25 protein-coding genes are annotated in these 26,404 nt (G+C 50.2%); 9 read left to right on the top strand and 16 right to left on the bottom strand.

The genetic code is table 11. From position 1 onward, the window contains the following. Positions 1-21: 21 nt before the first annotated feature. Complete coding sequence (gene aspS / locus BFP76_RS06935; protein WP_099592434.1) at positions 22-1,806, bottom strand: aspartate--tRNA ligase; 1,785 nt, start codon at positions 1,804-1,806, stop codon at positions 22-24. Between the two features lie 210 nt (positions 1,807-2,016). Further along, positions 2,017-3,468, bottom strand: coding sequence for a catalase (locus tag BFP76_RS06930; protein WP_099592433.1), 1,452 nt, complete (start codon positions 3,466-3,468; stop codon positions 2,017-2,019). A gap of 105 nt (positions 3,469-3,573) precedes the next feature. On the opposite strand from BFP76_RS06930, the gene BFP76_RS06925 reads away from it, so the two are divergent. Beyond that, positions 3,574-4,503 (top strand): hydrogen peroxide-inducible genes activator, encoded by a 930-nt coding sequence (locus BFP76_RS06925; protein WP_099592432.1) that lies wholly within the window; start codon positions 3,574-3,576, stop codon positions 4,501-4,503. On the opposite strand, the gene BFP76_RS06920 is transcribed toward BFP76_RS06925, so the two are convergent. From BFP76_RS06920 to BFP76_RS06905, 4 genes are all read right to left on the bottom strand, one after another. Further along, positions 4,504-5,322 (bottom strand): hypothetical protein, encoded by an 819-nt coding sequence (locus BFP76_RS06920; RefSeq protein WP_099592431.1) that lies wholly within the window; start codon positions 5,320-5,322, stop codon positions 4,504-4,506. A gap of 49 nt (positions 5,323-5,371) precedes the next feature. Continuing rightward, complete coding sequence (locus BFP76_RS06915; RefSeq protein ID WP_099592430.1) at positions 5,372-6,010, bottom strand: aminotransferase class IV family protein; 639 nt, start codon at positions 6,008-6,010, stop codon at positions 5,372-5,374. Further along, positions 5,971-7,125: an aminodeoxychorismate synthase component I gene (locus tag BFP76_RS06910; protein WP_099592429.1), complete on the bottom strand. Its 1,155-nt coding sequence runs from the start codon at positions 7,123-7,125 to the stop codon at positions 5,971-5,973. The genes BFP76_RS06915 and BFP76_RS06910 overlap by 40 nt, the downstream gene beginning before the upstream one ends. A gap of 79 nt (positions 7,126-7,204) precedes the next feature. Continuing rightward, entirely contained in the window at positions 7,205-8,344 is a 1,140-nt protein-coding gene (locus tag BFP76_RS06905) for a tetratricopeptide repeat protein (protein WP_099592428.1), read from the bottom strand. 283 nt (positions 8,345-8,627) lie between these two features. Between BFP76_RS06905 and carB the strand changes: the two genes are divergently transcribed. Further along, entirely contained in the window at positions 8,628-11,876 is a 3,249-nt protein-coding gene (carB, locus tag BFP76_RS06900) for a carbamoyl-phosphate synthase large subunit (protein ID WP_099592427.1), read from the top strand. 51 nt (positions 11,877-11,927) lie between these two features. Here the strand turns inward: carB and BFP76_RS06895 are convergent, their stop codons facing one another. After that, positions 11,928-12,350: a thermonuclease family protein gene (locus BFP76_RS06895; protein ID WP_099593964.1), complete on the bottom strand. Its 423-nt coding sequence runs from the start codon at positions 12,348-12,350 to the stop codon at positions 11,928-11,930. A 107-nt stretch (positions 12,351-12,457) separates the two neighbouring features. On the opposite strand from BFP76_RS06895, the gene BFP76_RS06890 reads away from it, so the two are divergent. Next, positions 12,458-12,880 (top strand): MAPEG family protein, encoded by a 423-nt coding sequence (locus BFP76_RS06890; RefSeq protein ID WP_165775675.1) that lies wholly within the window; start codon positions 12,458-12,460, stop codon positions 12,878-12,880. Here BFP76_RS06890 and BFP76_RS06885 read toward each other — a convergent pair whose 3' ends face one another. Beyond that, positions 12,881-13,477, bottom strand: coding sequence for an alpha/beta hydrolase family protein (locus BFP76_RS06885; RefSeq protein ID WP_099592425.1), 597 nt, complete (start codon positions 13,475-13,477; stop codon positions 12,881-12,883). Positions 13,478-13,621: 144 nt separating this feature from the next. Here BFP76_RS06885 and BFP76_RS06880 point away from each other — a divergent pair, with 144 nt between their 5' ends. After that, positions 13,622-14,743: a beta-ketoacyl-ACP synthase III gene (locus BFP76_RS06880; protein WP_099592424.1), complete on the top strand. Its 1,122-nt coding sequence runs from the start codon at positions 13,622-13,624 to the stop codon at positions 14,741-14,743. On the opposite strand, the gene rsgA is transcribed toward BFP76_RS06880, so the two are convergent. Beyond that, a complete protein-coding gene (rsgA, locus tag BFP76_RS06875) occupies positions 14,744-15,823 on the bottom strand; it encodes a ribosome small subunit-dependent GTPase A (RefSeq protein WP_420818659.1) in 1,080 nt (359 codons plus the stop codon). 313 nt (positions 15,824-16,136) lie between these two features. Between rsgA and BFP76_RS06870 the strand changes: the two genes are divergently transcribed. Continuing rightward, positions 16,137-16,565 carry a PACE efflux transporter gene (locus BFP76_RS06870; RefSeq protein WP_099593960.1) on the top strand — a complete coding sequence of 143 codons (429 nt, stop codon included), beginning with the start codon at positions 16,137-16,139 and terminating at the stop codon, positions 16,563-16,565. On the opposite strand, the gene BFP76_RS06865 is transcribed toward BFP76_RS06870, so the two are convergent. The 5 genes from BFP76_RS06865 to BFP76_RS06845 form a co-directional block, all read right to left on the bottom strand. After that, complete coding sequence (locus tag BFP76_RS06865) at positions 16,562-17,518, bottom strand: 2-hydroxyacid dehydrogenase (RefSeq protein WP_099592423.1); 957 nt, start codon at positions 17,516-17,518, stop codon at positions 16,562-16,564. The genes BFP76_RS06870 and BFP76_RS06865 overlap by 4 nt on opposite strands. Then, positions 17,518-17,856 (bottom strand): tRNA-binding protein, encoded by a 339-nt coding sequence (locus BFP76_RS06860; protein ID WP_099592422.1) that lies wholly within the window; start codon positions 17,854-17,856, stop codon positions 17,518-17,520. The genes BFP76_RS06865 and BFP76_RS06860 overlap by 1 nt, the downstream gene beginning before the upstream one ends. Continuing rightward, positions 17,856-18,680, bottom strand: a complete 825-nt coding sequence (gene proC / locus BFP76_RS06855; protein WP_099592421.1) for a pyrroline-5-carboxylate reductase — start codon at positions 18,678-18,680, stop codon at positions 17,856-17,858. The genes BFP76_RS06860 and proC overlap by 1 nt, the downstream gene beginning before the upstream one ends. Positions 18,681-18,721: 41 nt before the next feature. Further along, a complete protein-coding gene (locus BFP76_RS06850) occupies positions 18,722-19,225 on the bottom strand; it encodes a type III secretion system chaperone family protein (RefSeq protein ID WP_099592420.1) in 504 nt (167 codons plus the stop codon). Between the two features lie 241 nt (positions 19,226-19,466). Then, on the bottom strand, positions 19,467-20,528 hold the full coding sequence (locus tag BFP76_RS06845; RefSeq protein WP_099592419.1) for an Mrp/NBP35 family ATP-binding protein: 1,062 nt from the start codon (positions 20,526-20,528) through the stop codon (positions 19,467-19,469). Positions 20,529-20,618: 90 nt separating this feature from the next. Between BFP76_RS06845 and BFP76_RS06840 the strand changes: the two genes are divergently transcribed. The 4 genes from BFP76_RS06840 to BFP76_RS06825 all read left to right on the top strand — a co-directional run bounded on the left by BFP76_RS06840 (position 20,619) and on the right by BFP76_RS06825 (position 23,465). Further along, the gene (locus BFP76_RS06840; protein WP_099592418.1) at positions 20,619-21,320 is read left to right on the top strand and encodes an ABC transporter permease; all 702 of its coding nucleotides are present in this window, start codon (positions 20,619-20,621) and stop codon (positions 21,318-21,320) included. After that, positions 21,317-22,018: an energy-coupling factor ABC transporter ATP-binding protein gene (locus BFP76_RS06835; protein WP_099592417.1), complete on the top strand. Its 702-nt coding sequence runs from the start codon at positions 21,317-21,319 to the stop codon at positions 22,016-22,018. Before BFP76_RS06840 ends, BFP76_RS06835 begins: the two co-directional genes overlap by 4 nt. After that, the gene (locus BFP76_RS06830) at positions 22,018-22,854 is read left to right on the top strand and encodes an ABC transporter substrate-binding protein (RefSeq protein ID WP_099592416.1); all 837 of its coding nucleotides are present in this window, start codon (positions 22,018-22,020) and stop codon (positions 22,852-22,854) included. Before BFP76_RS06835 ends, BFP76_RS06830 begins: the two co-directional genes overlap by 1 nt. 398 nt (positions 22,855-23,252) lie before the next feature. After that, complete coding sequence (locus BFP76_RS06825) at positions 23,253-23,465, top strand: DUF1127 domain-containing protein (RefSeq protein ID WP_099592415.1); 213 nt, start codon at positions 23,253-23,255, stop codon at positions 23,463-23,465. 122 nt (positions 23,466-23,587) lie between these two features. On the opposite strand, the gene BFP76_RS06820 is transcribed toward BFP76_RS06825, so the two are convergent. After that, the gene (locus BFP76_RS06820) at positions 23,588-23,956 is read right to left on the bottom strand and encodes a carboxymuconolactone decarboxylase family protein (protein ID WP_099592414.1); all 369 of its coding nucleotides are present in this window, start codon (positions 23,954-23,956) and stop codon (positions 23,588-23,590) included. Between the two features lie 64 nt (positions 23,957-24,020). Beyond that, on the bottom strand, positions 24,021-26,375 hold the full coding sequence (locus tag BFP76_RS06815) for an ATP-dependent helicase (protein ID WP_099593958.1): 2,355 nt from the start codon (positions 26,373-26,375) through the stop codon (positions 24,021-24,023). Between the last annotated feature and the right edge of the window lie 29 nt (positions 26,376-26,404).

Genomic DNA, 26,404 nt, shown 5'->3' with positions numbered 1-26,404 from the left:
ATGACGCAAATCTGCGCAGGATTATTTATCCTCTGCGGGGATAACCCGCAGGTGCAATTCGCGAAGCTGTTCATTTGTCGGCTCTGATGGGCCGCCCAGCATCAAATCTTCGGCGCGTTGGTTCATCGGGAACATGATCACTTGGCGGATGTTCGATTCATCGGCCAACAGCATCACAATACGGTCAATCCCTGCCGCACAACCACCATGGGGTGGCGCGCCATATGTGAATGCATTCACCATCCCGCCGAACCGTTTTTCAACCTCTTCTTTGGGGTATCCCGCGATTTCAAATGCCTTGTACATAATTTCAGGCTGGTGGTTTCGGATCGCACCCGAAATCAGCTCGTAACCATTACAGGCCAGATCGTATTGGTAACCTAAAATCGTTTCAGGGTCTTCTGCGCTCAACGCTTCCATCCCGCCTTGGGGCATGGAAAATGGGTTGTGGCTGAAATCGACTTTGCCGCTTTCTGGGTCGCGCTCATACATCGGGAAATCAACAATCCATGCGAATTTGAAACTGTCCTTATCGGTCAATTCCAGCTCTTCGCCAATCACGGTGCGCGCACGCCCCGCAACCGATTCAAATGCCGCTGGTTTGCCGCCCAAGAAGAACGCGGCATCGCCAACTTCAAGGCCAAGCTGTTGACGGATCGCTTCGGTACGCTCTGGCCCGATGTTTTTCGCCAACGGTCCTGCGGCCTCCATCCCTTCACCCTGATCGCGCCAGAAGATATAGCCCATGCCGGGCAACCCTTCTTGTTGGGCAAATTTATTCATCCGATCACAGAATTTGCGCGACCCACCCTTGGGCGCAGGGATCGCACGAATTTCGGTTCCTTCGTTTTCCAATAGCTTGGCAAAAATTGCAAAACCAGAGCCAGCGAAATGTTCAGACACAACCTGCATTTTAATGGGGTTGCGAAGGTCTGGTTTATCTGTGCCATACCACAGCGCGGAATCTTTGTATGAAATCTGTGGCCAGTCTTGGGCCACGGGGCGTCCCTTGCCAAATTCCTCAAAGATACCTTTGATCACTGGCTCGATCGTATCAAACACATCCTGTTGATTTACAAAGGACATTTCCAGATCAAGCTGGTAAAAATCGGTTGGGCTTCGGTCGGCGCGCGGGTCTTCATCACGGAAACACGGCGCAATTTGGAAGTATTTATCAAAGCCCGCAACCATGATCATTTGTTTGAACTGTTGGGGGGCCTGAGGCAGCGCGTAAAACTTGCCCGGGTGCAGGCGAGATGGCACCAAGAAATCGCGTGCACCCTCTGGTGATGATGCGGTGATAATGGGTGTTTGAAATTCGTTGAAACCCTGTCCATCCATGCGATTGCGGATGGATTTCACCACGTTTGAACGCAAGATTATATTGTTGTGCAATGTTTCGCGGCGCAGGTCCAAGAAACGATATTTCAGGCGGGTTTCTTCTGGGAAATCGGGTTCGTCGAACACTTGCAATGGCAATTCTTTGGAGGCACCCAGCACTTCCATGTCACGCACAAAAATTTCCACTTCGCCCGTGGGAATGTTTTTGTTTACCAATTCTGGTGCGCGTGCCTTAACCTCGCCATCAATGCGGATACACCATTCTGAACGCACCTTTTCCAGTTCTGAAAACGCGGGGCTGTCAGGGTCGGCCAGAACCTGTGTAATGCCGTAATGATCGCGCAGGTCGATGAACAAAATCCCACCGTGATCGCGCACACGATGCACCCAACCAGACAGGCGAACATTTTCGCCCACATGTTTCGCGTTAAGATCTGCGCAAGTATGGCTGCGGTAGCTGTGCATCGGACATCCCCTCAAGGGTTTAAATTTGGATTATTCTGTTGCGCTGATACACTTGTTTATCGCCAAATTGTCAAGCCTTGGGCGCATAAAACAGCCAAACAGAATGGATTGGATGGGATTTCGCAGGTTTGAGCAAAACCCACCGAACAATATCACGAAAAACGGCGCCCCATTGGGACGCCGTTAATTCAGTTCATCATCTGTCGCAATTTACGACATGGCATTCAATGCTGTGCGGATGCCGTCTGCATATTGCTGGCTGATTTTCGCATAGTGGCTGAGCGCGAGATCAACGATATGATCTGGAACGCCCACCATTGATGCGGCTGTGTTTGAATACAGCCGCGCCTGTTGTTCGGCATTCATCAAATCATGCAATGCGCGTGGCTGACCGTAATCATCATTGCCATCACGGTGGTTGTAGCGATCTGCATCACCATCCAGTGGCAATGGTGGTTCGCTAAATTCAGGTGATTGTGTTGCACCACCCATTGAGTTTGGCTCGTAATAGGCATCATCTGCCCCTGTCACCTGACCCAACACATTCATCGCACCATCTTTGTGATAGTGATGCACAGGACATTTTGGTTGGTTCACGGGCAGTTGTTCGTAATGCGTGCCGATCCGATAGCGATGCGCATCGGCATAGCTGAATATACGTGCTTGCAGAACCTTATCCGGGCTGAACCCGATACCAGGCACAATGTTTGACGGGCTATACGCAGCCGTTTCAATTTCCGCGAAATAGTTATCGGCGTTGCGATTCAATTCCAATGTTCCCACGTCGATCAATGGGAAATCGCCATGTGGCCAAACTTTGGTCAGATCAAACGGGTTATATGGCGTTTGCGCGGCTTGTTCTTCGGTCATCACCTGAATTTTCATGTCCCATTTTGGGAAATCACCAGATTCAATCGCACCAAACAGGGATTCTTGGTAGCCCTCGCGGGTTTCGCCAATTTTCTGGCCTGCTTCTTCGTTTGTCAAATGCGCATGGCCTTGTTGGGTTTTGAAATGGAATTTCACCCAAACACGTTCATTATCCGCATTGATCATTGAAAATGTATGGCTGCCATAGCCGTTCATGTTCATTGGCGTGGTTGGGCAACCGCGATCAGACATCAAGATTGTCACCTGATGCAATGCCTCTGGGCTTTGCGACCAGTAATCCCACATCGCGGTGGCGCTACGCAAATTGGTACGCGGGTGGCGTTTTTGCGTGTGGATGAAATCTGGGAATTTATAAGGATCGCGCAGGAAAAACACTGGTGTGTTATTGCCAACCAGATCCCAGTTGCCTTCGTCTGTGTAAAATTTCAGGGCAAAGCCACGCACATCGCGTTCGTTGTCCGCTGCTCCCAATTCACCCGCCACCGTGGAAAAGCGGCAAATCATCGGGGTTTTTTTGCCCACTTTGGAAAAAATATCCGCCTTGGTGTATTTTGAAATATCGTTGGTGATGGTCAATGTCCCGTGCGCACCCCAACCTTTGGCGTGAACAACACGTTCGGGGATACGTTCGCGGTTTTGATGCGCCAATTTTTCGATCAATTGGTAATCCTGCATCAATACAGGGCCGCGTGCACCTGCGGTTTGTGAATTCTGGTTATCGGCAATTGGCGCACCTGCGGTGGTGGTTAATCGCTTGGTTTTATCAGACATCTGGCTCTCCTCTGGTTATGGAATCAATTGTGGTTGAGCAAATGGTAGACTGAAAATTTGATAAATTAAAATTGCATATTTATTTATTTTTGATAACTAAAAGTTATGAAAATTTCACTACGCCATCTCTACTATTTCAAATCCCTGTGTGAAAACGGGCATTTTGGCCGCGCAGCAGAGGCCGCGCATGTTTCCCAACCCGCCCTTTCCGTAAAAATCAAAGAGTTGGAGGAAACGCTGGGCAGCGCATTGATTGATCGCAGCGCACGCCCGATTTCCCCCACACCGTTTGGCGCGGATATTTTGGAACGCGCCAAAAGCATTTTGAACGATGTTCACGATTTGGAAAACGCCGCACGTTTGCAACGCGGGTTACAAGGGCGGTTTAGCCTTGGGGTGATCCCAACCGTCGCCCCCTATTTGTTGCCAAGCGCGATTGCGAAAATACAATCCGATTTGCCCGATCTTGATTTACATCTGCGCGAAGCACAAACCGATACATTGTTGGATGAATTGCAAAATGGACAGCTTGATGCCTGTGTCATTGCAACCGATGTGTTTGATCACAATTTGCGCCAGCGCCACCTGTTTGATGATCGCTTTATGTTGGCGATCAAATCCGATCAGGCCAAATCAATGTATCTGACAGATGGTGAAATTCAACTGACCGATATGGCGCCCTTGAAATTATTGCTTTTGTCCGAAGGGCATTGCTTGCGCGACCAAGCACAAAGCCTTTGCCGTTACGCAAGCCAAGAAACGCTTAATCAAATTGGGGCCAGTTCACTGTTAACGCTCACCCAATTGGCGGCGGGGGGATATGGCGCGACGCTATTGCCCGAATTGGCCTATGATGCGGCTCATCAAAATGACAATCTGGCGGTGCTGCGCCTTGCTGATCCACAACCGGATCGTAAAATTTCATTGGTCACAAAACGCAATTTGGATCGGGCGATGAATATTACACAAATCGCAGATATTTTATCGGCTGCGGGGATGGAAAAAACCCGTGAAACGCGGGCGCATTTTCAATAACTATAATTTTCTCGCATTGGCGCGTTTGACCAATTCACGCCCCAATTTGCGTGAAAACCCCGTCATCATTTCATGGTTCACTTCACGTACAATACGATAAAATTTTTGCGATAAATCAGATTTAAGGAAAGTCACATATTGTGAAAATTCTGCGTTCGATGCCATTTGATAAGTGAATGCAGTATCATTCAAAATGCGGATTTTCATATTTTGCGAGATTTGATCATGTTGCGCGAACAGCTCGCGCAGCACTTGATCTTCGGTAATGCCAAGTGGATTATCGCTCGCGCTGATCATGCCCATATTCAATGCAAACCCAATATTCATCACACTTGCGGTGCTGGTTTCCACGGTTCCAAGTGCCGTGATCAAATCGTGAATTTGCGCCAATCGCTCTGGGTTGACCTCGGCCATTTCGGCCAGAATGCCAGGGCCATAAACATCTGATTTACCGATGTTTTCAACACTATGTGCCTCATTTTCCATCTGGGTAATGTCATAACCCAGCCCATCGGAAAAATAGGCGTTCAACTCCGCAAATTCCGCGTCACTTAGGGTATTATTCAATGCCTCCGATGTGGCGTGTAAAATGGCGTCGGGTTTAAAAACGTTTTCGACGATATCATCCCAATCGTCAAAAATGTCTTCTCCCATATTTGGCGCATTCTCTTTTACCGCTTTCATTTCAGGAACCAGTGACGCCAAGGCCACATCAAACCCCATCAGGGTTAATATTTTTCCACCACGGGTATCTTCATACGCCTGTGCAAATGAAACAAATCCACAAAAAACCACACACCAGATTACACATAAACGCATCAAACACTCCTGTTAGTTTCGAACAGACTTGCGTCTTATGGCGTTGGTGTCAAATCAACTTGGCATCAATAAGGCCGCGCAGCGAATTGCCAACATAAATTGCATCGGCGCGTTTCAAATCATCCAAGGTTAAAATCGCCTCCTTTGCGCGCCCATCATCGATCAAGGATTGGCGAAAAACACCAGGCAGCAACCCCGATTGCAACGCAGGTGTGAACAATTGCCCATCCAATTCCACGAACAAATTCGTAATTGTTCCTTCGCAAAGCTCACCGCGCTCGTTTTGATAGATATATTCATCCACCCCATCGGGCAGATTGGCGCGATCCGTGTCATATCCCACCCGCTGATTGGTTTTTACCGCCAACCAGGGATCATCTGATTGCAATCGGCGTGGTGCAATCGCGATATTCCAATTGCGCGTAATCGGGATAAACGCAAATGTTTCAACGTTGATCTCACCCGATTTTGCAATGGTCAAACGCACGCGACAGGTTTCATCACCAACGGCGGCACCCAAACGCTGTAACGCTTCCGCACGATCAAACGAAATTGCAAGCATTTCACAGGTTTGCGCAGCGCGATCCAGATGCAGACCAAGGCGCACGAACCCATCGCGTGCATCAAACCGCAAGGTTTCAATAACGATCAACCCATCGGGCGAATTTTGGTATAGCGTGCTTTCCACAATGCTTCCTCATATTCGCTGTCAGCGGTTGAATCATAAACCACTCCGCCACCTACGTTTAGTCGCACCGATTGATCGCCAAACAGGCTCAATGTGCGGATCGCCACATTAAATGCCATTTCCCCAGATGGTGCGATCCACCCAATGGACCCGCAATAAATTTCGCGCGGGAATGGTTCCAGATCATTAATCACCTCCATCGCGCGTAACTTGGGCGCGCCTGTGATCGACCCACAGGGGAACAGCGCTTGAAACAAATCTTCTACGCATAACCCATTTTGCAAATCCGCCTCGACCAGCGATGTCATCTGATGCACGGTGGCGTAGCTCTCGATTGTGAACAATTCGGGCACACGCACCGATCCCACCTTGGCCACGCGTGAAATATCATTGCGCAACAAATCCACAATCATCAGGTTTTCCGCACGGTTTTTTTCATCACTTTGCAAAAATGCTTTTAGGTCGGCATCCTCACCCGCGGTCTTGCCCCGTGGTACCGTGCCCTTCATCGGACGCGTTGAAATTACACCCGCTGCGTCCACTTTGAAAAACAGCTCTGGTGATCTGCTTACCAATATCGGCCCCTGCCCCAATTGAACAATCCCGCCATAATTCACAGGCTGCCCATGGCGCAACGCGGCGTAAAGACCAAGGGGCGAACCTGTGTATTTGCTGTCCATCGGGAATGTCAGATTGGTCTGATAAAAATCACCAGCGGCGATGTAATCCGCAACTTGCGCAAATGCAGCACCATATTCATCCGCTGACCATTTGGGGCTTGGTGTATCCAGTGTCGCCTGCGCCGCTTCACTTTGTGCGCGATGCATCAACCCACGCGTTGCGGCCATATCCACACCATCAAACACACCAAAACATAACAACGGGCTTTGCCGCTCCGCTGGCATACGCGGCGTTAATCGCGGCTCAAAAACATAGCCAAGCTCGTATGACGCCAACCCCGCCAGCCATTTACCAGCCGCGCGCGCCGCCTCAATCCGTGCAAACGCATCCGCCACATCGCCTGCATCCCATGCGACAATCACTTCGCTCGGATCAACAAACCCCGCCAAATCACCGTTTGGCCCCGTGTCAAATATGATAAACTGCTCGCTCACACGCCATCCCTTACTTGCACACCTATGTAATCACCCGATCACATCTATGCCAGAGAGAAACGTGTAAATGTGCCGCGCACTAAAACTTCTTTGCAAGCCGTTCTAATGAGAAGACCTGTTCTATCTTGGTGGCAAATTCACGCAGGTTTTGCGAAATATCCGCTCCATCAATTCGCGATTCAGAGATTGGCTCAACGCCATGCTCTTGAAACATTGCATTCATTACATTTCGCGACGCAACACCGCCCTTTTCAATGAACCTTGCAAACGCCTGCGCACCTTCTTCGGGGCGCCCGGCGAAACTATATGCTAGCCCACGAAGCGCTTCACCTGTGTCCACACCCAAGATGTGTTTGGCGAATAAAAATAGCAACGTTTCCCATAGGTTTCTTTTGGCGGCGTTTGCACGTATCCCTGCTTCCACTTCTTTCTCGATATAAATCTTCGCTTGCGCATCATCGTTCAACTTAAAATGCGCCATTGCCAACAGGATATGCCTTGCTTCATGTTCTGGCTCCAATTGGGTAACTGTGGTGAATGCCGCCAATGCCTTTTCATAATCGCCCGTCTGTTCAACATGTAACAATCCAAGAATAAAATATGGCAGATGTTTTTTCTTCCACCGCGGTGCGGTTTCGTTCAAAAAACCAACCAACTGGTCATAATTTTGCATTTTGAAATGCATTACCGAAACACCATTTAACGCGGCGTTATTCGAAGGTTTCATTTCCAGCACATTATAATAATCACGCAATGCTTTGCCATATTCACCGCGAATTTTATAAATCTTTGCACGGTTCAAATATGTGTGAATCCGCGCTGGCCTCAACGCAATTGCCGTTTCAAAATCGGCCTCTGCCGCATCAACATCACCCGCTTCGTTGTTGATATACGCCCGATATTCCAAATCATTTACATTCTTGGGCTGCAATGTAATCGCCGCATCAATGTCGGATAACGCTTTGTCATAATCGCCCACCCGCCGATGCGCCAAAGCGCGGCTTTTGTAATACTGATGCTCAAACGATTCATCGACATCACGCGCTAAAACCTTGGTACAGGCCGCAATGATATCAGCGGCTTTTTGCTTCTTGTTAACACACCCATTATGCTCCGCCACAATGGGTCGGATTATCAAAACAGGCTTTCGGGTAGCATTAAAAATCGTCAAGGAGATCGCCATTGCGGATACGATTATTGCGATATGGCGCGGCGTCATCAAATACTCTCAATCTTACACATCAATTATCCTTACAAGCGTAACAACCATCTCCCCAATCAACAACCTCAACAAATATATACTTCACCTATTGCATCCTCCATTTTCCAAATGTTCCAAATATCCGCGCCGCAGGCGTTCGAGCCTTTAAAAAACACGCAAATACGCGCAATTCATCCTTGAACCAAACGCGCCAAATCATTACACCCACGATAATTTGCAAACTGCACGGCGATTCCGCTGCCACGGGATCGGACATGCACACCAATAGGGGCCACGCGCTATGCCAAAAAGAACCGACATCAACACAGTTATGATCATCGGTGCAGGCCCCATTATTATCGGCCAAGCCTGCGAATTCGACTATTCTGGTGCACAGGCCTGTAAGGCGCTTAAAGAAGAAGGTTACCGTGTCGTCTTGGTCAATTCCAACCCCGCCACGATCATGACCGACCCCAACATGGCCGATGCCACATATATCGAGCCGATCACCCCCGCAGTTGTTGCCAAAATAATTGAAAAAGAAATCAATCTACATCCCAATGATAAAATGGTGCTGCTCCCTACGATGGGCGGGCAAACGGGTTTGAACACCGCCCTGTCATTGGACGAAGACGGCACACTTGAAAAATTCAACATCGAATTAATCGGCGCAGATCGCAAGGCGATCGAAATGGCCGAAGATCGCAAATTATTCCGCGAGGCAATGGATCGTCTCGGCATCGAAAACCCGCGCGCCACCATTGCTGAATCCATGGAAGAGGCAATGGCCGCCATTGAAACGGTTGGTCTGCCGGCAATCATTCGCCCCGCATTCACCATGGGTGGCACGGGTGGTGGTATTGCCTATAACCGCGAAGATTACGAAAAAATCTGTGCCAGCGGTATTGATGCCAGCCCCGTTAATCAAATCCTGATTGATGAATCGCTCTTGGGTTGGAAAGAATACGAAATGGAAGTGGTGCGCGACAAAGCGGATAATGCCATTATCGTTTGTGCGATTGAAAACATTGATCCCATGGGTGTGCACACAGGCGACAGTATTACCGTCGCCCCTGCCCTGACCCTGACGGATAAAGAATACCAAATGATGCGGACACATTCGATCAATGTGTTGCGCGAAATTGGCGTTGAAACCGGTGGTTCTAATGTTCAATGGTCGGTCAACCCTGCCGATGGGCGTATGGTTGTGATTGAAATGAACCCACGTGTGTCGCGTTCATCCGCACTGGCGTCCAAGGCCACAGGTTTCCCGATTGCCAAAATCGCCGCAAAACTGGCTGTGGGTTACACATTGGATGAACTCGACAACGACATCACCAAGGTGACACCAGCATCGTTTGAACCATCCATTGACTACGTGGTCACAAAAATCCCACGTTTCGCATTCGAAAAATTCCCAGGTGCCGAAGCATCACTAACCACCGCGATGAAATCCGTGGGCGAGGTGATGTCAATCGGGCGTACAATCCATGAATCATTGCAAAAAGCATTGGCATCCATGGAAACCGGCCTGTCTGGTTTTGATGAACAAGTCATCGAAGGTGCGCCAGAAAAATCTGCGATTATCAAAGCAATCAGCCAACAAACACCTGATCGTTTGCTGTTGATCGCACAGGCCATGCGTCATGGGCTGACCAATGATGAAATCAACGCGGTCACATCGTTTGATCCTTGGTTCCTTGCGCGTATCCGTGAAATCATTGATATGGAAAATGACATTCGTGAAAACGGCTTGCCAACAGAAACCGCGGCACTTCGCCGTGTGAAAATGTATGGCTTTTCCGATGCTCGCCTTGCCACATTAACTGGCCAAGCCGAACGCGATATCCGCATCACGCGCACCAAGGCGGGTGTTACCGCCGTGTTCAAACGCATTGATACATGTGCTGCGGAATTCGAAGCGCAAACGCCATATATGTATTCCACATATGAATCTGATGCCATGGGCGAAGTCGAATGCGAAGCCCGCCCATCAGATGCCAAAAAGGTAGTCATTCTGGGCGGTGGCCCAAATCGTATCGGCCAAGGCATCGAATTTGATTACTGTTGCTGTCACGCCTGTTTCGCACTGACAGATGCGGGTTACGAAACCATCATGGTGAACTGTAACCCTGAAACCGTATCCACCGATTACGACACATCTGATCGTTTGTATTTCGAACCGCTGACCATGGAAAACGTGATGGAAATCCTGCGCGTGGAACAGGAAAACGGCACATTGCACGGCGTGATCGTACAGTTCGGCGGCCAAACGCCCCTGAAACTCGCCAATGATCTAGAGGCCGAGGGCATTCCAATTCTGGGTACAACCCCCGATGCGATTGATCTGGCAGAGGATCGCGAGCGTTTCCAAAAGCTGCTTCATGATCTGGATCTAAAACAACCCTATAACGGTATCGCCAGCTCCCCCGAAGAAGCGTTTGAAATCGCACAGGATGTTGGATACCCGCTGGTCATTCGCCCATCGTATGTTTTGGGTGGTCGTGCGATGGAAATCGTGCGCGATGATGCGCAACTGAAACGCTATATCACCACGGCGGTGAATGTATCAGGCGACAGCCCCGTGTTGCTCGACAGCTATCTCGTTGGCGCGATCGAGGTTGATGTTGACGCATTGTCTGACGGCAAAAACGTCCATGTTGCTGGCATCATGCAACATATCGAAGAGGCCGGCGTTCATTCAGGCGATAGTGCGTGTTCATTGCCACCCTATTCATTGTCCGATGATTTGATCGATGAAATGAAACGCCAGACAGAAGCGATGGCCATTGGTTTGAACGTGGTTGGCCTGATGAACGTTCAATTCGCGATCAAGGATGGCGAAATTTTCATCCTAGAGGTCAACCCGCGTGCATCGCGTACCGTGCCATTCGTGGCCAAGGCGATTAACAGCCCCATCGCATCCATTGCGGCGCGTGTGATGGCGGGTGAACCGCTGACCAATTTTGATCTCAAATCACCCCACCCCGATCATTTCGCGGTGAAAGAGGCGGTATTGCCATTCAACCGTTTCCCCGGCGTTGATCCATTATTGGGGCCAGAGATGCGCTCCACTGGCGAGGTGATGGGGTTGGACAAAACCTTTGAACGCGCATTTTTGAAATCACAATTGGGCGCGGGCACGCCGTTGCCATCATCGGGCACCGTGTTCATTTCGATCAAAGATTTGGATAAAACCCCGCTGATTTCAGAGGCGGCGAAAATCTTGTCTGATCTTGGGTTTAACATCCTTGCGACGGGTGGCACGTCTACTTGGCTGACCGATAATGGTATCAAAAACACCAAGGTACTTAAGGTATTCGAGGGTCGCCCGAATATTGTTGATACGCTCAAAGACGGCGGTGTCGATTTGATTTTCAACACCACCGAAGGATCGCAGTCATTGGAAGATAGCCGCGATATCCGATCTGCCGCGCTTTATGGTAAAATCGCATATTACACCACCGCTGCGGCCAGCAACGCCGCCGCCAAGGCAATCCGTAATATGAGCGAAAGCGAAATCGAAGTGAACGCGCTTCAAAACTACTAAGCACAATAAAATCTATAAAAACGCCTGAACTTCTGTTCGGGCGTTTTGCGTTTAACAGGTGCCGTATGCACCATCGCTAAAGCTACAATATTCCTGCGCCTGCCCCGCTGCGATCATCATCGCGCCAATATCGGTATCGCCCAGATAACACCGCGCAACGCTGCGCCGATATTGATCAACCACAACTTTATCGCAGCGCACCACCTGTCCTTTGATTTTATCCGTCAAATATGCACGCGATGTCACCCCTGCATCAGTGTCGCGTTCTGGTGCTTCAATACCCCAAACCCGCACGGGCCAATCATGCCCATCCACCAAAAATGTATCGCCATCAGATACCCATTTCACCACGCCAGAAAACTGTTCATTTGGATCGGGGATGGCAGGTTTGATTTGCGTTGGCACGTCAAAATAGGTGATTGTGACAATCCCCCCTAAAACCAACCAGTTCAATATCACAGATGCATGTTTCATATCGCCAGATTACCACGCAAAATTACCCAATGCGAGCATCGCCAAACGACAAAGGAATTGATTTTACACATATTTTGGATAGTTTGTCGTCAACACAGGAGGATACCATGCCAGAACTTGTTGCCACATATTCCACAGCATTATTGGCGCTTGGGGTTTTAACACTGTTGATGGTGGTTCAGGCCACGATTGCAGGCATTGTCAAAAATGTAATTTCGGGGCAACCCGCGGGTGTCACTGTTCGGGGTAATATCGAACATCGCACATTTCGCGTGGTGCGTAGCCATGAAAACAGCGTTGAAAATTTCTCTGCGCTGATGGCGGCATCGCTTTTGGCAATGATCGCAGGGGCAAGCCCGACATGGGTGACATATCTGGTGGTTGCCGCTGTGGTTCTACGCCTGTTGCATTGGGTGTTTTATGTGATGCGCATTGGCCCTGATGCGGGTGGGCCGCGCACAATCGCCTATGTTTTGGGATTGTTGATCAATCTTGCTTTGGCGATCATGGCAATTATCGCATTGATGTAATCACACCGGCCAGCGCTGTGGCAATTTGGGATTGGTGCGCGCGGCCTTGATTATTTTGATATATTCCAACACCTTATGATTAAACCCGATATCCAGCGTATTGGGTGCCATCCAAAATGTTTTGCCAATGTGACGAAACATTTTTTTGCCCGGCGGCATGAAACAAATCGGATCATCCATGCGTTGGTAATTTACCACATGATGTTCGCCGCGCACTTTTTTGGAACCGCTTAAAACTTTGGGGGATGCAAATGCAATTGTGGGAATGCCAAGCGAGCTTCCGACAATTTGCGCACTGGCGGCACCCAACGAATGCCCGATAATGAACTTGGGCTGCAACCCTTTGGCAAATGTAAACACCAACTGGGCGTGGCGCAAAAATCCACGATGATAAAACCGCCCGCTGTCGCCTTTGATCTTGCTGATATTGAGATTAAATTCTGGGTAATCCGAAATTTCATTGCTACCTGGAATGACAAGCGTGCCATCGGTCAAGAAAAACGCCTGTGCACCACCCACATCAAATCGGTGGGATACATTTAACAATGTGTTGGCATAGGCATGGCGAACCAATTCGCCTGCTGCGATAATGTCCATAATTTCACCTACAATGTTTTAAATCTGTGTTTACGTCACTATCACAGCGTGGGGTGCCTGCCTGTGACATTTCACACGCTTTGACGTGGCGAACGGGTTGACCATTGGCGCGTGAACCACCATTTAGGTGCAAGGGAGAAATTCATGTATACACCAGCGATCACCGGCACGGGCGTTTTCACGCCAGAAAACACCATCACGAACGACGAATTGGTCGCGTGTTTCAATACCTATGCTGAAAAATTCAACGCCGATAACGCCGATCAGATTGCATCGGGTGAAATCGCCGAAATGCCCATGTCCAATGCGGAATTTATCTTTAACGCATCGGGCATTGAACAGCGCTATGTGCTGGATAGAACGGGAATCCTGAACCCCGATATTATGCATCCAAGCCTGCGCCAGCGCAGCGACGATGAACCCGGTGTCATGGCCGAAATGGCGCTTGATGCCTGTGCCAAGGCATTGACGGATGCGGGCAAAACCGCCGCCGATGTTGATGCGGTGATTGTGGCGGCGTCTAACCACGAACGCGCATACCCCGCCATTGCTGTTGAAATCCAAGATTTGATGGGGATCAAAGGGTTTGGTTTTGACATGAATGTCGCCTGTAGCAGTGCGACATTCGGCATCCAAGCCGCCGCCGATATGGTGCGCAGCGGATCAATCCGAAGCGCACTTGTCGTAAACCCCGAAATTTGTTCGGCGCATTTGGAATGGCGCGATCGCGACTGTCATTTCATTTTTGGCGATGTTTGCACCGCCACCTTGATTGAACGCAAAGAAGACGCAACAGGCGATCATTTTGAAATTATCTCCACGCGTTGTGCGACACAGTTTTCCAACAACATCCGCAACAACGATGGTTTCTTGCGCCGCACCCGCCCCGATGGCATGAAAGATCGCCGCGATATGCAGTTCATGCAAAACGGGCGCAAAGTGTTCAAAGAGGTCGTGCCAATGGTCAGCGCCCATATCTTGCAACATATGGCGGATGAAGGCATTGAAAACACCCAACTGTCACGCATGTGGTTGCACCAAGCCAACAAATCCATGAATGATTATATCGGGCGCAAGGTCATGGGCCGCGTCCCCGAACCTGCGGAACAACCTAATATTTTGCAAGATTACGCCAATACGTCATCGGCGGGTTCCATCATCGCATTTTCCAAAAATTCCGATGATATGAAACCCGACGACATCGGTTTGATCTGTTCCTTTGGCGCAGGCTATTCCGTTGGCAGTGTGTTATTGAAACGCTGTTGATCAACGCCGCTTTTGAGCCTGTGCACGGTTCACCATTTTCTGAAATGATTTATCCTTGGCGCGCCGCTCTGACAGGCTTGCGGAATTAAATTCATCCTCTGCCACTAATTTACGCCAACGTTGCAATCGCACCGGATCAACCGTGCCATCGGCGACGGCGGCCAGCACCGCGCATTTTGGCTCGGTTTCATGTTTGCAATCGTTGAAATGACATTGCCGCCCCAGATCAGCCAGATCGCCAAACACATCTTCCAGCCCTGCGGACACATCGGTTAATTGCAATTCGCGCATACCGGGCGTGTCCAACACCGCGCATCCATCGGGGATGAAATGCAAATGACGCCGCGTGGTGGTATGGCGCCCTTTTGCGTCATCCTCGCGAATGCCTTGGGTTGCGATATTGCCCGCCGACAATGCATTGGTCAGCGTGGATTTCCCAACACCAGATGACCCAACGAATGCCACGGTTTTTCCAGGCTTGCACCATTGCGATAATGTCCCAGTCACATCGTCACGACGCGCATCAACAACCACAACGGACACCAGATCGGATATCGTTTCTGCTTGGGTGCGATATGTTTCCACATCATCGCATAAATCCGCCTTGGTCAGGATGATCACGGGGGTGACATCCGCCTCGAACACCACCGCTAAATAACGTTCCAGCCGCGCAATATTGAAATCTTGGTTGCACGATGTCACGATAAACGCCGTGTCGATATTGGCCCCGATCAATTGCACGGCGCGATCATGCCCTGCCGCGCGACGCTTCATCACCGATTTTCGTTCCAATCGGCGACTATACGCAGGGTTATCGCGATCAAGCATCAACCAATCCCCGACAGTGGCATCCATCTGTGCAGGGATCTGTGTATCAATCCCATCACCCATCACCTGAAACAAGCTGCGGTGTACTTGCGTAATCCGCACGGGCGGGTTTGTGGCCATTTCGTCCACATCGGTTTGCTGTGCGAAAAAGCTGCTCCAGCCTTGGGTTTCAAGGGTTGATAATTTGCGCGGTGTTCCCATATTGCCGCCAAAAAACGCAGAGTAGTCTTTGGTCATGGTTGTATCTTTCATGTCCTGCCACGTATTTTACGCAGCACATTTATTTTCAAAATGAATTCAACTCACCACAGAACCCCGATCAATCGGGCACATCTTTGTGGTGGATTTGAAACGGAAGGGCGCTCTGCCTTCCCTTTTTAACGGGACATAAAATCTCCATCTTGGGTTTGGGGAATGATAAACCGCAATGCCCACGCTGACAAGCAGGTGATCAATATTTCATCCCCTTGCCGAACATATCCCTTCGCGCTAAAAACCACATGCGAGGACGACCTCCCCCATTATGGGCATCACTGCGGGACGACCCGATGAAAAGGGTTCACCCATGCGCACCACATTTGATCGTATTCGCCACGCACTCAGCTTTGAAATTATTGGCCTTTTGGTTATCACACCACTTGGGGCATTGGCATTTCACATGCCGATCCACGATATTGGCATCGTCGCCATTTTGGCGGCAACGCTCGCGACACTCTGGAACTATATTTATAATCTGATGTTTGATCGCACCATGCTGCGCATCCGTGGATCGGTTCACAAAACCATCCCCCTGCGCATCATTCATGCGGTATTTTTTGAACTTGGCCTGCTTATTGTTTTGCTGCCATTCGTGGCGTGGTATTTGCAAATATCTCTGATGCAGGCGTTGATCATGGATATCTCATTCGCGCTGTTTTATCTGATCTATGCGTTCGTGTTTAACTGGGCATATGATTTGATATTCCCGATCCCAAACAACGAACAAACATCCTAGCCAATCTTGTTTGGCGGTGTGTCACCTGTGAAAAACACGCGCAGGTTTTCCACCGCCAACAAACCCATATCGCTGCGCACGTCCAATGATGCCGTGCCAAGATGGGGTAATAGGGTGACGTTTTTCATTGCAATCAACGCCTCTGGCACTTCTGGTTCATGTTCAAACACATCCAGCCCCGCCCCCGCGATGGTGCCAGCGTTCAATGCCTTGATCAATGCAGCCTCGTCAATCACATCGCCCCGCGCGGTGTTAACCAAAATCGCATGGGATTGCATCGCGGCCAATTCCGCAGCACCTATCACATGGCGGTTTGCACCACCCCCTGGAATATGAAGCGAGACAACATCGCTTGCCCCCATCACATCCATGATACTGTTCATTTGTTTCGCAGGAACTCCAAAATCGTCAACGCGGGATCGGTTGTAAAACACCACATCCATGCCAAACCCGAAATGCGCACGTTTGGCCATCGCCTTGCCGATATTGCCCATGCCAATAATGCCAATTGTCTTGCCGCCCAAATGCATGCCCAGCAACTGTGTCGGATGCCAGCCTTCCCATTTACCTGCGCGCAACAATGCTTCGCCTTCGGATGCGCGCCGCGCTGTCATCAGGGCCAACATCATCGCGATATCTGCCGTCGCATCGGTTACGGCACCGGGTGTATTGCACACAACAATTCCCGCACCGTTCGCCGCCGCGACATCAATGTGGTTATACCCGACCCCAAAATTGGCAATCACCTTGGTTTTGATTTCCCCATCAAACACATCGCCGTCCAGCGGATCGCGCAGCGTTGGTAAAAACCCATCATATTGTGATAACACTTCGCGGATTTCACCCTTGGTCATGGGCGAAGTATCAACGCGCATGGTCACATCAAAATGTTCCTCTGCGCGTTCAACCACCACATTTGGCAAGGGGCGGGAAATATAGATACAGGGGCGCATTAATGCATCCGCCCACCATCGGGCACCACCATATCAGGGGCCAACAATACGATTTCCTTGTCCCCGTCAGGCAGGCCCAAAACCAGAACCTCTGACATCACAGGGCCGATTTGGCGTGGCGGAAAATTCACCACCGCCATCACTTGGCGCCCGATCAGGGTTTCGGGTGTGTAATGTTTGGTAATCTGTGCCGATGATTTCTTTTCGCCAATTTCGCCACCAAAATCGATCCATAGTTTGATCGCGGGTTTGCGTGCCTCTGGGAATGGTTCGGCTCGGGTTATTGTGCCAACACGCACATCAACGCGCATGAAATCGTCAAAACTTATTTCGTCCATTATTCTTTTCCTAATTCACGGCTACGATCTGCGGCGGCGGTGACGGCGCGGTTTAGCAGGGCTGGAAACCCATCGGTTTCATTCATCAAGACCTCTAGCGCCGCCGCTGTGGTGCCGTTGGGCGATGTGACGTTAATGCGCAGTTGCGTTGGATCTTCGTCCGCCGCTTGTGCCAATGCCCCAGCACCAGCCACCGTTGCCTTGGCCAATTGCAATGCCATATCTTTGGGCAAGCCTTGCGCCACACCCGCCGCGGCCAATGTTTCAATCAGATGAAAAACATAGGCAGGGCCAGAACCCGACACAGCCGTCACCGCATCCATTTGATCCTCTGATGCTAAACGCACGGTTTGGCCAACCGCGCTCAGCAATGCTTCGCCCATTTGCATATCTGCATCATTGATATGGGCGTTTCCGATCAATGCGGTAATGCCCTGTCCCACCGCCGCAGGTGTGTTGGGCATGGCGCGAATAATCGGGGATTGATCGCCAAGCGCATCTGCAAATGCGCCAATTGATGTGCCCGCCGCAATGGATAAAAACACAGTTGTTCCATTGCCAAGTGCACGCAACGCAGGCAACGCATCGCCCATCATTTGGGGTTTCACAGCAATGATGCAAATCGCAGGAGTTGTTGGAAGTGGTTCATTCAGATGCAACCCCTGTTGCACCAATCCTTGCACCCATTGGGATGGATGCGGGTCGATCACGGTGACACTGTTCGCGTTTAAACCTTGTGCCAGCCAGCCTTGCAACATGGCCGAACCCATCTTGCCACAGCCCAGCAAAACCAGACCGTTTTCATTCACGCGTGATAATGTCATTTTTCCATCCCAGTCGATTCACTGGTTTGGAATAACACGGATTATGCGCGCCCGTAAGCCTCGGAAATGGCGACGTTCATGGATTCTGCTGGAGACTGGTCGCCCCAGCAGACCAATTGGAAAGCGGGGTAAAATTTCTCACAGGCCAAAACCGCATTGTGCATCATCTGATCAATCTGATCTGGCAGCGCAATCGCACCCCCCGTCAGTGTCAAACCATAGCGATAAATCATAATGCGTTCTTCGTTCCACATTGAAAAACTACCTGTCCACAAACGATCATTGGTCAGGTTCAAAACCTCATACAACTCCGCCATTTTATCGGCGGGCGGTTCCATTTCAAATGTGCAGACCAACCGCAAGGTTTCATCAAACCCAGACCAAGCAAGCGTTAATGTATAGCTACGCCATGATCCTTCGACGGTCAGTGCGATTTGATCTTCGCCAACGCGATCAAAATCCCAATCGCGGCTTTCTGCGAGGTTTTCAACGATATCAATCGGGTGAATATCTGTGGTTTCGAAATACTGCTCTGTCGCTGCCATGCCCTGTCCCCTTTTAATTCGGCTTTAAGGGCAAAACCCCCTAGGTATAGGGCGCCTTGCTAGGTATCGGGGTTTCTGATTGATCCCCTTACTAGATATGGTGTGCGCAAAACGTATGTAAGTAAAGGAAAAACTTGGGCAAGGTTTGGTTTACCCACAGAAAAGATGCGGTTATCCACAAGAAAACCGCATCAATCTGTTAAAATATCAATGAAAGGCATATACCAATCTGTGACTGGCGTTATGCCATATCCGCGTCGATCAATCCTTTGGCGATCTTGGCATAGGCATCTGCAATCGGATTATCCGTTGCGGCAATTGGTGTGCCACCATCACCTGCAAGGCGAATTTCCAGATCCAGTGGGATTTCACCCAAAAATGGCAAATTTTGTTTTTCCGCCTCGGCGCGTGCGCCGCCATGACCGAAAATATGTGCCTCTTTCCCGCAATCGGGGCATACATAATGCGACATGTTTTCAATCATGCCAACGATGGGCGTTTTCAACTGATTGAACATGTTCATCGCCTTGCGCGCATCCAATAATGCCACGTCTTGGGGCGTGGATACGATCACCGCGCCCGTCACCTTGGATTTTTGCGCCAATGTTAATTGCACATCCCCCGTGCCCGGTGGCAGATCAATAATCAAAACATCAAGTTCACCCCATTCAACCTGTCCCAACATTTGTTGCAACGCGCCCATCAACATCGGCCCGCGCCAAATCACGGCTTGATCTTCGTCCAGCATTAACCCCAGCGACATCATGGTCACGCCATGCGCTTGCAGCGGAATGATGGTTTTACCATCGGGCGATGCAGGGCGTTTGCTGACCCCCATCATGCGCGGCTGGCTTGGCCCGTGGATGTCGGCATCCAACAACCCAACGCGCCGCCCCTGTTTGGCCAGCGCCACCGCCAGATTGGATGAAACGGTGGATTTACCAACGCCCCCTTTGCCCGATGCAATTGCTAAGATGCGATCAACACCTGGAATGGATTGTGAATCTGCAGCCGGTTTTGGATGACCACCAATTTTCAAACTTGGCGGTGCCTTTGGCGCAGATGGGGATGTCAGGATTACAGACACTTTTTCAATGCCTTCAATTCCTTCAACCACTTGTTGCGCGGCGGCGCGCACAGGTTCCATACGCGGGCCATCCTCGGCAGAAACCTCGATCACAAACCGTACATCATTGCCATCAATCGTAATCGCACGCACCATGTCCAGTGCAACAATGTTTTTCCCATCTGGCAGGTGTACCGTTTCCAACTGTTCCAAAACGGCCTGTTTGTTGATCGACATAAGTATACCTTTTTTCACATTGCCCTAGACTGCGACCACTAAATTGGCCAAATAGAAAGAAAGGGCAAGCAGAAAGCAAACTTTAATTAAATGGACGTGATTTCAAAATCCATTCAGCTGATTTTCAGCGGCGATCATGATTTATTACAGATCGTTTTGTTATCACTTCGCGTTAGCTTTACCGCCACTTTCATCGCATCCAGCTTGGCCATTCCGTTTGGCGCATTGCTCACAAATTACGATTTCACAGGCAAACGCGCGATCATGGTTGTGGCATCGGCCTTTATGGCGCTGCCCCCTGTTGTGGTGGGCCTGCTGGTTTATCTGATGTTATCGCGATCTGGGCCGCTTGGGGAATGGGGGCTTCTTTATACGCCAAGTGCGATGATCATTGCGCAAACCATGTTAATTTTCCCGATCGTTTTGGTGCTAACGGTTGAGGCATTGAAACCCATCAAACGCGATTATTCCCATTTGATGAACGCATTGGATGTGCCACCCATGTTACGCCTACGCACCATGATTTGGGATGCAAGATTTGCCATTTACACCGCCGTGCTCGCCGGTTTTGGTCGCGCCTTGGCAGAGGTCGGCGCGGTTATTCTGGTAGGCGGCAATATCAACGGGCAAACCCGTGTGATGACCACCACCATCGCGCTTGAAAGTTCAAAGGGAAATCTTGAACTCGCCCTTGCGCTTGGCTTGGTTTTAATTCTGCTTGCATTGATTGTGAACGCCGCCATGCACGGCGTTGCCCGCATTGGCCAGCGCTATCAGGTCACGCGCCAATGACGTTGATCGTATTTCACAAAACCACCTATGACGCGGATGGCCAATCCTTGGTCGGGCCGTTGAATATCACGCTTGATGCAACGGGCGTGACGGCATTGTTGGGTCATAATGGGGCTGGCAAATCGCTGTTTTTGCAATTGGCCCATGGCATGTTGCGCCCCACCGACGGGCGGGTTGAAATTGATGGGCAAGATGTGCGCGAAACACGCCGCAGCCGTGGTTTCATTTTTCAAAATAATGTGTTGATGCGCCGATCGGTGGCGCAAAACGTGGCATTCGCACTTGCCACCAGCAATATGTCAGCATCGCAAAAATCCGAACGGGTTGATGAATTGCTGGCAATGGTGCAACTGCGTGATCGCGCCGATCAACCCGCCGCATTATTATCAGGTGGCGAAGCACAGCGCATGGCCCTTGCCCGCGCATTGATCAACGAGCCCAATGTTGTGATGATGGACGAACCCACATCCAGCATGGACCCCAGCGCAACCGCACAGTTCGAAGCAATCGTCACCGCAGTAAAATCCGCAGGTGTCGGGTTCATCTGGGCCACCCATGATCGCGCACAGGCTCAACGCTGTGCGGATCAGGTCATCTTCATGGAACAAGGCAAAATTTGCGAAGATTCCAGCGCCGAGGATTTTTTCCGCATGACCAGATCCGATGCGGCAAAACGATACCTGAACGGAGAAATATAATGCGCCCTTTCATTGCCGCCGTGTTTATCGCCATCACCAGCGCAAACGCAGCCTTGGCCGATTTCATCACCGTGGCATCAACCACTTCAACACAAAATTCAGGGCTCTATGATCAAATCCTGCCCCAGTTCACCGCACAAACTGGGATAGAGGTACGCGTGGTGGCCGTGGGCACTGGTCAGGCCATCCGTATCGCCCAAAACGGAGATGCAGATGTGTTACTGGTTCACCACCGCGCATCAGAGGATGCATTCGTCGCAGATGGATATGCCAAACAACGTTTTGACGTGATGTATAATGATTTCATTCTTGTTGGCCCCAAAATCGACTTTGCGCCAAAATCATTGGATGAATTGTTAAATTATTTTGCGGATACCGGCGATCACATCTTTATTTCGCGCGGCGATGACAGTGGAACACATAAACGCGAACGCGAATTATGGGAAAAATATGCGCAAACCATGCCCACGGGCGATTGGTATCGTGAAATTGGCTCGGGCATGGGCGCCACATTGAATATGGCCAGCGCCGTTAACGGATTTACCCTCACGGATCGTGGGACTTGGCTTTCGTTTGGGAACAAGGGTGATTTGGGAATCATTTGGCAACAGGATCGCGATTTGCGCAATCCCTATGGTGTGATGGTGGTTGATTCTGACAGATTCCCCCATGTGAAATCCGAATTAGCCATGCAATTCGTGCAATGGTTGATTTCCGATGTCGGCCAAACCGCCATTGGTAATGTGCGAGTCGCAGGCAAACAATTATTTTGCCCCAATGCAAATCAGCAATCAGAACAGGAACAAACACCCGACGATGCTTGTCCTGCTCAATAATTGGCCAATTTCGCTAAAATAGGTCATAGAAGCTGCACAAATGCATAAAGTGACGCTAGGTCATGCGCTCAGCGCATAGCGGATTTGCACATTTCAGCCCTAGAAAAATCATAATGATACGCTAAATATTATCACAAGAGCGGCGAAAGCTACTCCGCGCCCACCTCCTCCCGGGCGCCGAAAATAGAAGCGTTGAAATACACCTCCTCCCGTATGGAGACGCTTTATAAAAGAACGGTGATGCTCTACCTCCTCCCAGAGCATCGCCGTTTTTTCGTTTTAAGAACAATATATTAGCTATGCAAAAAGTGAAAAGCGGAATTGCAAAACTATGCCTACTCCTCATGGCTAGCAACGCATAAGTTAGCGTTAACGGAACACAAACGAAGGAAAACGAAATGGCTTTTCTAACACAAACACAGTCTAAACCATCATTGCTAAACATCTTGGCAGACAAAATCGACGGCTTGAAAAAATCATACGCTCAATACCGTGTTTACACACGCACTGTTGCAGAATTGGCAGAGCTGTCAAACCGCGACCTAAGCGATCTGGGCATTGGCCGCGGTCAAATCCGTGCGATTGCACACGAAGCGGCTTACGGCGCTTAAGACATTTTTCATTGCCTTGAATTAGGCAAGGAATTGTAAGGGTTGCTGCGTTGTCCCCAATTACGCCGACCTTTAACATATAAACGGTGATGCACGCTCCTCCCTTGTGCATCACCGTTTTTTTATTCTGCTTCGAAAACTTCCAATGCTGCGTTCAATCCATTGATCGCGGCAGGGAACCCACCATACAGCGCCATCTGCCAAATCACTTCACCGATTTCTTGTTGGGTTAACCCCGCCTTGCGCCCACCTGCGATATTCACCTTTAGCTGTGGTTTGGTCTGCCCACCCAGCGCGGTCAGTGCCGCAATCGTTGCGATATAACGCGATTTCAAATCCAGCCCGTCGCGTGCGTATTGGCGCCCATAGGCAAAATCAACCACGCCTTCGGCCATTCCGGGCACCAAATGCCCGTATCGTTCGTTTAATGCATCTTCCATTCCTGGATTTAATTCTTCGGATAATGCGCGCCCGCGCTCTGTTGTGTTCATGATCAATTGCTTTCGTTTTGGAGGTATCCAAAACAAAACACGTCACGAAACGCTGGTAAAGTATTTAAAACGGCACATCATCCGCCGCGGTGACGAAACTGGCGACAACCTTTTTCGCACCGCCATTTTCAAACACGATCGAAAGCTTATCACCCTCCACCCCGATCACCGCACCAAATCCAAGTGCCGCGTGATGCACACGATCACCAATGCCAAAACTGGACACGACCTTGGCGTCAATCACCAGATTGCTCGCCTTTTTGGGCTGGCTTAATCCGCGCGATGATGTACGTTCCTGCATCCGTTTCCAACCGGGCGATGCATAGGCATCCGCGGTTGAGACCCGTTCGGTTAATCCCGAACTGTATTCGCTGCCAGCACCGGCACCCATCCCACCATACAGGCCCGGTGGCGTTAAAACTTCAACATGTTTGGCGGGTAATTCATCCACAAAACGGCTTGGCATTTGTGATTGCCATTGGCCATAAACACGTCGGTTGGCCGCGAATGAAATGGTGCAATGTTCCTCTGCCCGTGTAATCCCAACATAGGCCAGACGGCGTTCTTCCTCCACACCCTTTTGCCCCGCTTCATCCATTGAACGTTGCGATGGGAATAACCCATCTTCCCATCCGGGCAGGAACACCACGGGAAATTCCAAACCTTTGGCGGCGTGCAATGTCATGATGCTCACTTTTTCGGTTGCGTCCGTGGCATCATTTTCCATGATCAGGCTGACATGTTCCAAAAACCCTTGCAGGTTTTCAAATTCTTCCAAGGCTTTGACCAATTCCTTGAGGTTTTCCAACCGCCCCGGTGCCTCTGGTGTTTTATCGTTTTGCCAAAATGCGGTGTATCCACATTCATCCAATATCACTTGCGCCAATTCAACATGGCTTACGGTTTCATCGTGCAGTGCCTTTGACCAGCGATCAAACCCATCAACCAACGCGCCAAGTTCCTTGCGTGCCTTGGCAGATAACCCGCCCTGTTCAACCAAGATGCGCGATGCTTCTAACAGTGACACACCATTTTCCCGCGCAACCTGATTGATGGTTTGCTGTGCCTTGTCACCAATGCCACGTTTGGGCGTATTCACAATGCGTTCAAACGCCAAACCATCATCGGGTGACACCGCCACGCGAAAATACGCCATCGCATCGCGGATTTCCAAACGCTCATAAAACCGTGGCCCACCGATCACGCGATAAGGCAAACCAATGGTTAAAAACCGATCCTCAAAGCTGCGCATTTGATGGGATGCCCGTACAAGGATCGCCATATGATCAAGGCTAATGCCATCAAGCCCGCGCGTACCGCGTTGGAAATTTTCGATTTCCTCGCCGATCCAGCGCGCCTCTTCTTCGCCATCCCAATGGCCGATCAGGCGAACCTTTTCCCCATCTGTGCGATCCGTCCATAATGTTTTGCCAAGCCGCGTGGTATTGCCCGCAATCACCCCCGATGCCGCGCCCAAAATATGAGGCGTGGATCGATAATTTTGCTCAAGGCGAATAACCTTGGCACCCTCGAAATCTTTTTCAAAGCGCAGGATATTTCCCACCTCTGCACCGCGCCAACCGTAAATCGATTGATCATCATCGCCCACGCAACAGATGTTTTTGTGTTCCGATGCCAACAGGCGCAACCACATATATTGCGCCACGTTGGTATCTTGGTATTCGTCCACAAGGATATATTTGAACCAGCTTTGATAGCGGCGCAAAATATCATCGTGTTTTTGAAAAATCATCACCACATGCAATAACAAATCGCCAAAATCCACGGCATTGAGCGTGATCAATCGCGCCTGATATTGCGCGTATAATTTTTGCCCCTTGCCATCGAAACCGTCTTCGCCAGCGGTGACATGTTCTGGCGTCCAAGCACGGTTTTTCCAACCGTCAATCATCCCTGCCAATAATCGCGGCGGCCAGCGTTTTTCGTCAATCCCTTCGGCGCGGATCAATTGTTTCATCAATCGGATCTGATCGTCTGTATCCAAAATGGTGAAATTCGATTTCAACCCCACCAATTCCGCATGACGGCGCAGGATTTTCACACAAAGCGAATGAAACGTGCCAAGCCACGGCATGCCCTCGACCATTTCGCCCAACATCCCCCCCACGCGCATTTTCATTTCGCGTGCGGCCTTGTTGGTGAATGTCACCGCCAAAATTTCATTGGGGCGCGCCATGCCCGTGTTCATCAAATGCACAATGCGCGTGGTCAACGCTTTGGTTTTACCCGTGCCGGCACCCGCCAACATCAACACTGGCCCTTGCAAGGTTTCCACCGCATCGCGCTGTGCGGGATTCAACCCATCCAGATAGGGCGTTGGGCGCATGCCCATCGCCTGTTGCGACAGGCTGGGTTGCGCGGCGGCTTCAAATGCGTCTGATTCTTCCCATTCGTTCATGCGCATGACAATAGACCGCATCGCAAAAA

This window comes from Paramylibacter kogurei, assembly GCF_002742285.1.
Taxonomy (GTDB): domain Bacteria; phylum Pseudomonadota; class Alphaproteobacteria; order Rhodobacterales; family Rhodobacteraceae; genus Amylibacter; species Amylibacter kogurei.
This window is presented reverse-complemented; position numbering and strand designations above follow the sequence as displayed.

Excerpts from the sequence above, each read along its gene's own strand:
- aspS (WP_099592434.1), bottom strand. The coding sequence starts at position 1,806 with ATGCACAGCTACCGCAGCCATACTTGCGCAGATCTTAACGCGAAACAT.
- BFP76_RS06930 (WP_099592433.1), bottom strand. The coding sequence starts at position 3,468 with ATGTCTGATAAAACCAAGCGATTAACCACCACCGCAGGTGCGCCAATT.
- BFP76_RS06925 (WP_099592432.1), top strand. The coding sequence starts at position 3,574 with ATGAAAATTTCACTACGCCATCTCTACTATTTCAAATCCCTGTGTGAA.
- BFP76_RS06920 (WP_099592431.1), bottom strand. The coding sequence starts at position 5,322 with ATGCGTTTATGTGTAATCTGGTGTGTGGTTTTTTGTGGATTTGTTTCA.
- BFP76_RS06905 (WP_099592428.1), bottom strand. The coding sequence starts at position 8,344 with ATGACGCCGCGCCATATCGCAATAATCGTATCCGCAATGGCGATCTCC.
- carB (WP_099592427.1), top strand. The coding sequence starts at position 8,628 with ATGCCAAAAAGAACCGACATCAACACAGTTATGATCATCGGTGCAGGC.
- BFP76_RS06895 (WP_099593964.1), bottom strand. The coding sequence starts at position 12,350 with ATGAAACATGCATCTGTGATATTGAACTGGTTGGTTTTAGGGGGGATT.
- BFP76_RS06890 (WP_165775675.1), top strand. The coding sequence starts at position 12,458 with ATGCCAGAACTTGTTGCCACATATTCCACAGCATTATTGGCGCTTGGG.
- BFP76_RS06885 (WP_099592425.1), bottom strand. The coding sequence starts at position 13,477 with ATGGACATTATCGCAGCAGGCGAATTGGTTCGCCATGCCTATGCCAAC.
- BFP76_RS06880 (WP_099592424.1), top strand. The coding sequence starts at position 13,622 with ATGTATACACCAGCGATCACCGGCACGGGCGTTTTCACGCCAGAAAAC.
- rsgA (WP_420818659.1), bottom strand. The coding sequence starts at position 15,823 with ATGAAAGATACAACCATGACCAAAGACTACTCTGCGTTTTTTGGCGGC.
- BFP76_RS06870 (WP_099593960.1), top strand. The coding sequence starts at position 16,137 with ATGCGCACCACATTTGATCGTATTCGCCACGCACTCAGCTTTGAAATT.
- BFP76_RS06865 (WP_099592423.1), bottom strand. The coding sequence starts at position 17,518 with ATGCGCCCCTGTATCTATATTTCCCGCCCCTTGCCAAATGTGGTGGTT.
- BFP76_RS06860 (WP_099592422.1), bottom strand. The coding sequence starts at position 17,856 with ATGGACGAAATAAGTTTTGACGATTTCATGCGCGTTGATGTGCGTGTT.
- proC (WP_099592421.1), bottom strand. The coding sequence starts at position 18,680 with ATGACATTATCACGCGTGAATGAAAACGGTCTGGTTTTGCTGGGCTGT.
- BFP76_RS06850 (WP_099592420.1), bottom strand. The coding sequence starts at position 19,225 with ATGGCAGCGACAGAGCAGTATTTCGAAACCACAGATATTCACCCGATT.
- BFP76_RS06845 (WP_099592419.1), bottom strand. The coding sequence starts at position 20,528 with ATGTCGATCAACAAACAGGCCGTTTTGGAACAGTTGGAAACGGTACAC.
- BFP76_RS06840 (WP_099592418.1), top strand. The coding sequence starts at position 20,619 with ATGGACGTGATTTCAAAATCCATTCAGCTGATTTTCAGCGGCGATCAT.
- BFP76_RS06835 (WP_099592417.1), top strand. The coding sequence starts at position 21,317 with ATGACGTTGATCGTATTTCACAAAACCACCTATGACGCGGATGGCCAA.
- BFP76_RS06830 (WP_099592416.1), top strand. The coding sequence starts at position 22,018 with ATGCGCCCTTTCATTGCCGCCGTGTTTATCGCCATCACCAGCGCAAAC.
- BFP76_RS06825 (WP_099592415.1), top strand. The coding sequence starts at position 23,253 with ATGGCTTTTCTAACACAAACACAGTCTAAACCATCATTGCTAAACATC.
- BFP76_RS06820 (WP_099592414.1), bottom strand. The coding sequence starts at position 23,956 with ATGAACACAACAGAGCGCGGGCGCGCATTATCCGAAGAATTAAATCCA.
- BFP76_RS06815 (WP_099593958.1), bottom strand. The coding sequence starts at position 26,375 with ATGAACGAATGGGAAGAATCAGACGCATTTGAAGCCGCCGCGCAACCC.